This window comes from Phenylobacterium sp. (genome assembly GCF_028290885.1).
GTDB lineage: Bacteria > Pseudomonadota > Alphaproteobacteria > Caulobacterales > Caulobacteraceae > Phenylobacterium.
The window spans coordinates 1-9,075 of record NZ_JAQGIZ010000119.1; the positions used below are offsets into that span (position 1 = coordinate 1).

The 9,075-nt window shown below is 69.7% G+C and carries 8 protein-coding genes; 3 read left to right on the top strand and 5 right to left on the bottom strand.

Annotated elements, in window-relative coordinates:
- Positions 1-264: saccharopine dehydrogenase NADP-binding domain-containing protein (locus JWP28_RS08050; protein WP_299541869.1), on the bottom strand; the 264-nt coding region annotated here is incomplete at its 3' end.
- A gap of 124 nt (positions 265-388) precedes the next feature.
- On the opposite strand from JWP28_RS08050, the gene JWP28_RS08055 reads away from it, so the two are divergent.
- A complete protein-coding gene (locus JWP28_RS08055) occupies positions 389-814 on the top strand; it encodes an Lrp/AsnC family transcriptional regulator (RefSeq protein WP_299541871.1) in 426 nt (141 codons plus the stop codon).
- A 168-nt stretch (positions 815-982) separates the two neighbouring features.
- Here JWP28_RS08055 and JWP28_RS08060 read toward each other — a convergent pair whose 3' ends face one another.
- On the bottom strand, positions 983-1,903 hold the full coding sequence (locus JWP28_RS08060; protein ID WP_299541873.1) for a patatin-like phospholipase family protein: 921 nt from the start codon (positions 1,901-1,903) through the stop codon (positions 983-985).
- Positions 1,904-2,049: 146 nt separating this feature from the next.
- Between JWP28_RS08060 and JWP28_RS08065 the strand changes: the two genes are divergently transcribed.
- Positions 2,050-2,844 (top strand): SDR family oxidoreductase, encoded by a 795-nt coding sequence (locus tag JWP28_RS08065; RefSeq protein WP_299541875.1) that lies wholly within the window; start codon positions 2,050-2,052, stop codon positions 2,842-2,844.
- A gap of 76 nt (positions 2,845-2,920) precedes the next feature.
- On the opposite strand, the gene JWP28_RS08070 is transcribed toward JWP28_RS08065, so the two are convergent.
- Positions 2,921-3,814 (bottom strand): NAD(P)/FAD-dependent oxidoreductase, encoded by an 894-nt coding sequence (locus JWP28_RS08070; protein ID WP_299541877.1) that lies wholly within the window; start codon positions 3,812-3,814, stop codon positions 2,921-2,923.
- Between the two features lie 91 nt (positions 3,815-3,905).
- Between JWP28_RS08070 and JWP28_RS08075 the strand changes: the two genes are divergently transcribed.
- Positions 3,906-6,416 carry an ATP-binding protein gene (locus JWP28_RS08075; RefSeq protein ID WP_299541879.1) on the top strand — a complete coding sequence of 837 codons (2,511 nt, stop codon included), beginning with the start codon at positions 3,906-3,908 and terminating at the stop codon, positions 6,414-6,416.
- Here the strand turns inward: JWP28_RS08075 and JWP28_RS08080 are convergent.
- Entirely contained in the window at positions 6,413-7,906 is a 1,494-nt protein-coding gene (locus tag JWP28_RS08080) for a CehA/McbA family metallohydrolase (protein WP_299541881.1), read from the bottom strand. The genes JWP28_RS08075 and JWP28_RS08080 overlap by 4 nt on opposite strands.
- Before the next feature lie 214 nt (positions 7,907-8,120).
- A partial coding sequence (locus JWP28_RS08085; RefSeq protein WP_299541883.1) for a thiolase domain-containing protein occupies positions 8,121-9,075 on the bottom strand: 955 nt, incomplete at its 5' end.

Sequence of the window (9,075 nt, forward strand, 5' to 3'; positions counted from 1 at the left end):
GCCGGCGGCCTTGGCGGCCTCAGCCACCACGGCGGTCAGGTGGTAGGGCGCGGCGTTGACGACGGCGAAGCAGCCGGCGAGCGCCTTGGCCAGGGCCGCGGGGTCGTCGATGGCCATGGCGGCGGTCCCGGCCCGCTTGTCGATCTCGGCCAGCGCCTCAGCGCTGCGGTCGATGACCAGCACCTCATAGTCGCCGCAGCCTGCCAGCAGGCTGGCGATGGTGGAGCCGATCTTGCCGGCTCCGACGACGGCGGCTTTGCGCATAGTTGATCCCCTCAAACGTTCCCCCAAAAGATGATTTGCTGCGGCGCCGGAATCAACTCGCATCTCGGCGATATTCGTGGCATAACTTGGCATATGGACCGCAATATTCGGCGAAACGACGAATATGGACGACCTCGACAACCACCTGCTTGCTCGCCTGCGGGACAACGCCCGCGCCCCGGTGGCGGAGTTGGCCCGCGCGCTCGGCCTCTCGCGCACCACCGTGCAGAGCCGGCTTGCGCGGCTGGAGCGCTCCGGGGTGATCGCCGGCTATGCGGTCAAGCTCTCCGAGGCTCGCGAGGCGGCGCTGATCCACGCCTTCGTCATGCTGACGGTCGAGCCGAAACAGGCCGCCGCGGTCACCGCGGCGCTGCAGCGCATGCCCGGCGTGCGCAAGCTGCAGTCGGTCAGCGGACCCTCCGACATGATCGCCGCGGTCGAGGCGCCCAACGTCGGCGAGATGGACGCCCTGATCGACGAGATCGGCGCCCTGCGCGGCGTCGAGCGCACCAATTCCTCCATCGTGCTGGCGACCAAGTTTGACCGGTAGAGCTGGCCTAGTGTGCTGGATTTGAAGTTCGCCGCACTCACGGGCCATGCGCCGAGCGAACTTCAAATCCAAAAAGCACACTAGAAACCTACACTTGCTAGTGCCCTCATCGATTCTGAAGTTCGCCAAAGCCAGCCGCAAGCGCTTGCGAACTTCGGAATCGGGACACTAGGCGATCCAGCGCTCGCCCGCGGCGGCTCCGCTCTCCGAGAGCCGGCTCAGTCCGCGCCAGGTCAGATCGAGCCCGTTCAGGCCAGGCGCCTCGGGGAGATGGGCCTGCGCGGAGAGGCGGTGCACGCGCAGGGTCCTCAGCCGGCGGGCCAGGCGGGAGCGCGCTGCGGGCTCGGCGACGCACATCCGTTGCAGGTCCAGTAACGTGTCCAGCTCCCGCTGCAGCGACGCGCCCAGGGCGAACTCGCGCAGCCGCCGCTCGATCTGCGTCCCGCCGGCGTCCGCCCCGAGCGGCTCGGGCGTCGTGAGCTCGACAACCAGCAGGTCGCTGGATCGCGTCGCGCGGACCAGCTCCATGATCGGCGGGTTCGCGCTGTAGCCGCCGTCCCAGTAGGCTTCGCCATCGATCTCGACGGCGTCATGGAACTGCGGAAGGCAGGCCGAGGCGAGGACCACCTCCAGCGTCACCTCCTCGGTGCGGAATATCCGCGCGCTCCCGTCGTCGACGCGGGTGGCGGCGATGAACAGCCGGATCGGACTCTCCCGCTGCAGCCGATCGAAGTCGATCTCCTGGCGGAGCAGGTCGCGCAAGGGGTTGAGGCCGAAGGGATTGAGCAGGGCGGGAGACGGCCGCACCGAAAGCAGGTCCAAGGCGCCGAACGCCGCCTGGGCGGCGGGGGAACCGCTCAGGAAGATGATGTCGCTGAGCTTGCGCCAGAACCGGGAGAGCTTCTCGCGGGCCTGGGCCGGGCCACCGTCCAGCAGCCCATCGGCCAGGACAACGGCGTTCACGGCGCCTGCGCTCGCGCCGCTGATGGCTTCGAGCTCCACGCCACGACCCAACAGCGCGTCGAGGACACCCCAGGTGAACGCGCCCAGGGCGCCGCCGCCCTGCAACGCCAGGCAGACGGAACGCACCGGGCCCATGCTGCGTTGCGATATGGGTTTAGTGTGCATCGCAACATAACTTGTGCCGGCCCCGATGGTTGCGTCAACCGCGCCGCCGCGGCCGCCGTGGCTTGAGCGGTCAGCGCGCCGCACTATCTCAGCCGAAAGGAGCCGCCATGCAGATCGACCTTTCAGGAAAGACCGCCGTCGTGACCGGTTCGACCGGCGGTATCGGCTTTGCGATCGCCAAGGGCCTAGCTGAGGCCGGCGCGGCGGTCGTGCTCAACGGCCGGACGCAGGAAGCGGTCTCCGCAGCCATCGCGCGGATCCGCGAGGCCGTCCCGGGAGCCACCGCGCGAGGCGTTGCGGCCGACGTGGGTACGGCTGAGGGGTGCGCAGCGCTGGTCGTGGCCGAACCTTCGGCCGACATCCTCGTCAACAACGTCGGCATCTTCGGTCCGCAGGACTTCTTCGAGGTCCCCGACGAGGTGTGGGCGCGGTTCCTCGAGGTGAACGTGATGTCCGGCGTCCGGCTCTCGCGCGCCTACCTGCCGCAGATGATCGAGCGCGGCTGGGGCCGGGTGATCTTTATCTCCTCGGAATCCGGCCTGAACATTCCCGCCGACATGATCCACTACGGCGTGACCAAGACCGCGGACCTCGCGCTCTCCCGCGGGCTGGCCAAGCGGGTCGCCGGAACCGGCGTGACGGTGAACGCGATCCTGCCTGGACCGACCTTGACCGAAGGCGTGCGCGAGATGCTGCGGCCGGCGCTGGAGAAATCGGGCCGGCCCATCGATGAGCTGGCGTCGGACTTCGTCCGGGCCCATCGGCCGAGCTCGATCATCCGGCGGGCCGCCACGCCGGAGGAGGTCGCCAATCTCGTGGTCTATGTCGCCTCGCCATTGTCGTCGGCGACGACCGGCGCTGCGCTGCGGGTGGACGGCGGCGTCGTGGACACCATCGCCTGACGTGGGCGAGGCCGAGAGCCCCTTCCAACCCGGAAAGGAGCCAACGCCGCGGCCAAGCCCGATCCCCCAGGTGGCCCTAACGGCGCCCCGCCAGCGCATTGTGGACGTCGGTGGCGGCGATGGCGCCTTCGCCCTGGGCGACGGAGATCTGGTTCAGGCCGCGCACGACGTCGCCGGCGGCATAGAGGCCCGGCACGGAGGTCTCCTGGTGCTCGCCAACGACCAGGCGGCCGGTTTTGTCGAGCTTCGCGCCGGCGCCGATGGCCAGAGTGACGTGCGGGGTCACGCCGAGGGCCATGTAGACGACGTCGAAGGCGCGCGGCTCGCCGGGGCCGAAGCAGAGCGCGGCGCTGTGGCGGCCGTCGAGCACCACGCGCTCGATCGGCGTCTCGATCACGCCGACGCCGGCGGCCTTCAGTCGCGTCCGTTCGTCGGCCGGCAGGTCTTCTGCGCGGCCCACGTGGATCAGCCACACGTCCTTGGAGTAGGTGGTCAGGAACCCGGCTTCGCGCGCCCCGTGGGGGCCAGCGCCAATCACGCCCACGGTCTTGCCGCTCGCCTCGTAGCCATCGCAGATCGGGCAGGCGCGCAGGAGCCCCCGCCGCACCGCCGCCTCGACGCCGGGCGCCTCGGGTTCATTGTCAATCACGCCTGTGGCGAGGATCACCTTGCGCGCGCGGACCGGTCCTTCGGATGTCTCCAGCCGAAAGCCGGCCTTGAGAGCCCGCAGGCCCTCCACGTGAGCTGCACGGATGTCCGCGCCGTAGGCCTGCGCCTGGCGGCGCATGCGGCCAAGGAGGGTCTTGCCGGCGATCCCGCCGGGAAACCCCGGGTGGTTGTGGCTGCGGGGAATGCAGGCCGCGCGGCTGCCGCCCGCATCGATCACGCAAAACGACCGCCGGAAGCGCGCGAGGTAGATCGCCGCGGTCAAGCCGGCAGGGCCCGCGCCCACCACCACGCAGTCCAGCAAGGCCGGTTTTCGTCCGGGTTCGGGTAACGCGTTCCCCGTAAACGCGCCCTCAACGAACAATGGCTAAGCTCCGACGGCAGCTGGAGTCCTCATGGCCTCAATGAAATCGCTTTCGCGTCGGTTCCTGATCAGCGTCGGGGTTATGTCGCTGGTCATGACGGTGCTCGGCACCCTCGGCGCCTTTGTCGTCTTCGAGCGCGAGCTGTCGGACCGGCAGATCGGCTACCTCACGGACTATGTCCGGGAGCGCAGCAGCAATGTCGATCGCCAATTCTCCAACCTTTCGAGCCTCCACCGGGCCGCCGGCGAGGAGCTGCAGCGTCGGATGGCGCACCTGACCGACGCCGACGTGCGCAAGCTTGCCGACCGCTACATGCCGCTGCAGGCGGACGGCACGCGCCGCAGCCGGCCGGAATACTTCGACGGCGTCAGTGAACAGGGTGACTTCACTTACGGCATTGGCGCCTTCATCGGCCGGGCGCGCGAAGCGCCGCCGGAGGAGATGAAGGCCCTGGTGGCCGCCTTCCGGCTGGTCGGCGACCTCGGTCAGGCTGCCCGGAAGGACTACGACAACCTCTACTTCTTCACGCCTGCGACGCGGCTGGTGATGTACGGCCCGGACCGGCCCGACCACCTGTTGTTCTACCGCCGCGACGCCCCGGCCGACCTCTCCATCGCCCAGGAGGAGATGGCCAAGGTCACGCTGCCGCAGTTCGATCCCTCGCGCGCGACCCGCTGCACCAACCTGCAGCGGCTGATCCAGGACACCGACGGCAAGCGCCTGGCCACGGCCTGCCTGACGCCGGCCTACGTCGACGGCCGCTATGTGGGCTCGTTCGGCTCGTCCATGGAGCTGACCCATTTCTTCCTCAACGCCCTGAAGGGCACGCCCTCCGGCGCCTCGCCGTTGATCGTCACCTCCAAGGGCGAGCTGATCGCCTATCCGGGATTCACCGACCAGGCGCACGCGCCTGAGAAGACCCTGGCCCAATACCAGAAGAAGTTCGCGCTCACCGACCTCGCCGGCGCCATCGCCAAGGACGGCCGCGAGAACGGGGTGATCGAGAGTATCGACGGCCGCCAGATCGTGGCCTTCGGACGCCTAAGCGGACCCAACTGGTACCTGCTGCTGACCTATCCCAAGGCCAATGTCATGGCCTCGGCGGCGCGCTCGGCGTCCTGGGTGCTGCTGATCGGCGGCATCGCGTCGGCGATCCAGGCGCTGGCGGTGGTGCTGATGGCCCGCCGCCGCATCGTCGAGCCGGTCGAGCGTCTGGCCGCCTCCTGCGACCCCGACGCCGCCGAGCGCCCCGACGTCAGCGACGTGGAGCGCCGCCGCGACGAGATCGGCGTGCTCGCCGTCTCGCTGCGCACCGAGCGCGAGAAGACGGTCGCGGTGCTGGCCTCCCTGGAGGACCGCGTCAGCGAGCGGACCGCCCAGCTGGAGCGGGCCAACGCCGAGAAGTCGCGCTTCCTCGCCAACATGAGCCACGAGCTGCGCACACCGCTGAACGGGGTGATCGCGATCTCCGAGACCCTGGCCAACCAGCAGACCACCCCCAAGGGACGCGAGCTCGCCGAGCTGATCGTCTCGTCGGGCCGGCTGCTGGAGCGGGTGCTGACCGACATCCTCGACTTCTCGAAGATCGAGGCCGGCGAGATCAGCCTGGCCCGCGACGAGTTCACCATGGAGCGCCTGGTCGGCGGCATCGCCGAGCTGCACCGCGCCTCCGCGCAGAGCAAGGGCCTGGCCTTCCGCTGGTCGATCGCGCCGGAGGCGGCGGGCCGATTCGCCGGCGACACCGTGCGCATCACCCAGGTGCTCTCGAACCTGCTGTCAAACGCGGTGAAGTTCACCGAGTCCGGCGAGGTCGCGCTCGAAGTGATCGCCTTCGGCGACGAGGTCCGCTTCCAGGTCTCCGACACCGGCATCGGCTTCGACGAGGAGACCGGCGCACGCCTGTTCCGCCGCTTCGAGCAGGCCGACGCCTCGATCCGCCGCCGGTTCGGCGGCACGGGCCTCGGGCTGGCCATCAGCCGCTCGCTGATCGAGCTGATGGGCGGGCGCATCGTGGTGCAGTCGGCCCCCGCCGAGGGATCGACCTTCGCGGTCTATATGCCGCTAGAACGGCTTGAAGGGGAGGCGAGCGAGGACGGGGCCGACCAGGCTGCGCCCCTCGACATCGCCGGCTGCCGGGTGCTGGTGGCCGAGGACCATCCGACCAACCAGAAGGTCGTCGAGCTCATCCTGGAGTCGGTGGGCGTCGTCCCGACTATCGTCGAAAACGGCCAGCTGGCCCTCGACCTCCTGCAGGCCGAACGGTTCGACGTGGTCCTGATGGACATGCAGATGCCGGAGCTCGACGGACTCTCGGCGACCACCATGCTGCGCGCCTGGGAGCGCGAGACCGGCGCCCCGAGGACGCCGGTGATCATGCTGACCGCCAACGCGCTTGACGAGCACATCCGCTCCAGCCAGGACGCGGGCGCGGACCTGCACCTTTCCAAACCAATCCACGCCCAGGCGCTGATCGAAAGCATCATGAACGCCGTCAGCGGCGTGTCCGAGGCGCCGGGCGGCGAGGCCAGCGCCGTCGCCTAACCGCCCGGGGCGGCCGGGGCGTTCAGGTAGACCGGATTGCCCAACATCCAGATGCGTCCTTCCGAGCCGCCGCGCACGTCGGCGCGCACCCAGTGGCGCCGGCCGTCGCCGGTCAGGCGGAAGGTCGCCGTCTCGTCATCCCCCGCCAGCGGCGCTTCCGCCCGGTCCGCCAGCTTCGCGCCGTCCCCGGCCAGCCTGACGACAGCGCCGGCGGCGTGAGTGACGTGCACGCGCAGGGTGACCGCCTCACCCTTCGGCGCGGCGAGCGCATCCCCCATCTCCGCCGTCTGGCCGGACGCGGTCGCGGTCACCTCCAGCAGGCGGTCGCGCTGGCCGCTGACGTCGATGAACACATGGCCGGCGCGGATCCCCGCCAGGATGGCCGGCTGCGACAGCGCCTTGGCGTGCACGACGGTCGTGGGGTAGCCCACCGACGCCGGCCTGGCCGGATCGAAGCCGGCGTCGTGGTTGTCGGAGCCGCCGACCGCGGTGATCCGGAACCCGGCGTTCAGGCGCGCCTCCCAGAAGGGGATGCCGGACAGCCCGCTCTCCGCGCCGCCCGGCAGCCACAGCGATCCGCCGTTCACCGCCTCGATGGCCTGGATGCGGGAAAAGTCCGTGTCCTTCACCGACCAGCCGCAGCCCATGCAGCTCTCGCCGGAGGGCTGGCCGGGGTGGTTGATGGAGATCAGCCCGCCGGCCTTCTCCACCTCGGCCTGGATGGTGGCCAGGGTCGGCGCCCGGGCCGAGCCCAGCTGGAAGTCGATCGGCGAGGCCGGCCCCCAGACGTTGGCGTGGCCCTGGAAGGTGGTGATCTCGCGCCCGGGGATCAGCAGCAGGTCGTCGAAATAGGGCGCGAGCTCGCGCAGGGCGTCGTTCTGGGACGCGGTGTTGTGGTCGGTGACGGCGATGAAGTCGAGGCCGCGCGCATGGGCCGCCTCCAGGGTCTTGAACACCGGGCATGGCACGCGGGCGCCGCGCTGCGAGAGGCAGGAGCCGTCGGAGTGGGCGGTGTGCATGTGCAGGTCGCCGCGATACCAGCCGGGGCCGGCCTTCACAGGCGCGGCGTTGAAACCTGCGAAGCTGGGGCCGTGCTCGAAGTACACCCGGGCGGTGTAGCGGGCCTCGGCGCCGGCCCGCAGGTTGGGCACGCCCAGCACCAGCTTCCAGGTCCCGGCCGGCAGCGGCCCCGGCAGGTAGGAGGGCGTGGCCTCGGCCTCGGAGATCGTGAAGCTCTGCTTGTTCCCGCCGCTCCAGCCGCGGAGACGCTGCGGATCGCGGATCCCCAGATCGATCACCGACTTCTGGTCCTTGCCCGCATAGGTGAACTCGACCGTCAGCCGCGTGGTCCCTGCCGGCACCCGGAACGGGACCTCGCGGTAGGTCTGATGGTCGGCGTGGGTCATCGCGCCGGTCAGGGTGAGGCTGGGGGCCGGGTCGGCATAGACCAATGGCGCGATCGCCATGCCCGCCATCGCAAGCAGGACCAACGCGATCCTTCTCCCCTTGCGGGAGAAGGTGTCAGCCCCCCGGGCTCGGCCAAGGGCCGACCCGAGGCCAGGCTCCGGTCGGCGGATGAGGGGTTGCGCTCCGCTGGACGCGCGACGATCGAGCCGCCTACCGGACATGCCTGAGAGACCCCTCATCCGACCTGCTTCGCAGGCCACCTTCTCCCACAAGGTGAGAAGGAACCTGTGACACTTCCTACGGCGCCTCGTTGGAGAAGATGATCGTGCCCGACGCTGCGAACATGCCGCCCACGCCGTGGCTGACGCTGATCTTCGCGCCGGGGACCTGGGCCGGAGCCACCCCGCGCATCTGCCGCACGCTCTCCTGCAGGGCGTACATGCCGTACATGCCCGAGTGCATGTAGGAGAGGCCGCCGCCGTTGGTGTTCAGCGGCAGCTTGCCTCCGATTGCAGTGTTCCGCTCACGGATGAACGCCGCCGCCTCGCCGGGCTTGCAGAAGCCGAGGTCCTCCAGGCCGTAGAGCGGCAGGTGGGCGAAGGCGTCGTAGATCATCAGGTGGTCTACGTCGGCGTGGCCGATGCCGGCTTCCTCGAACGCCTTCTTGCCGGAGATCCGGAAGGCCTTGGAGGAGGTGAAGTCCTCCATCTGGCTGACCATCGGCGTCTCGACGCTCTCGCCTGTCCCGAGCACGTAGACGGGCTTTTGCGGGAAGTCCCTGGCCCGCTCGGCCGAGGTCAGGATCAGCGCCCCGCCGCCGTCGGTCACCAGGCAGCACATCAGCTTGGTGAACGGCCAGGCGATCATGTCGGAGTTCAGCACGTCGGCGACGGTGATCGGGTCCTTGAAGCTGGCGCGCGGATTCTTCGCTGCCCACTCCCGTTGGATCACCGCGACCGTGGCCAGGTCCTCGACGGTGTAGCCGCGGGCCTTGAGGTAGCGGAGCACGGGAATGGTGAACATGGTGGGCGGGCCCATCGGGCCGTAGGGCATCTCGAACTGGCCCTGCAGGCTGGCCGCGCCGCCGCCGCCGAACCGGCCGCCGGCGCCAACCCGGCTGCGCCCCGACTCGCCGTGGGTGATCAGGACGGTGCTGCAGAGACCCTCGTTGATCGCCGCCGCCGCATGGCGCACGTGCAGCATGAAGGAGCAGCCGCCGACCATGGTCCCGTCCACCCACTTGGGCGTGATC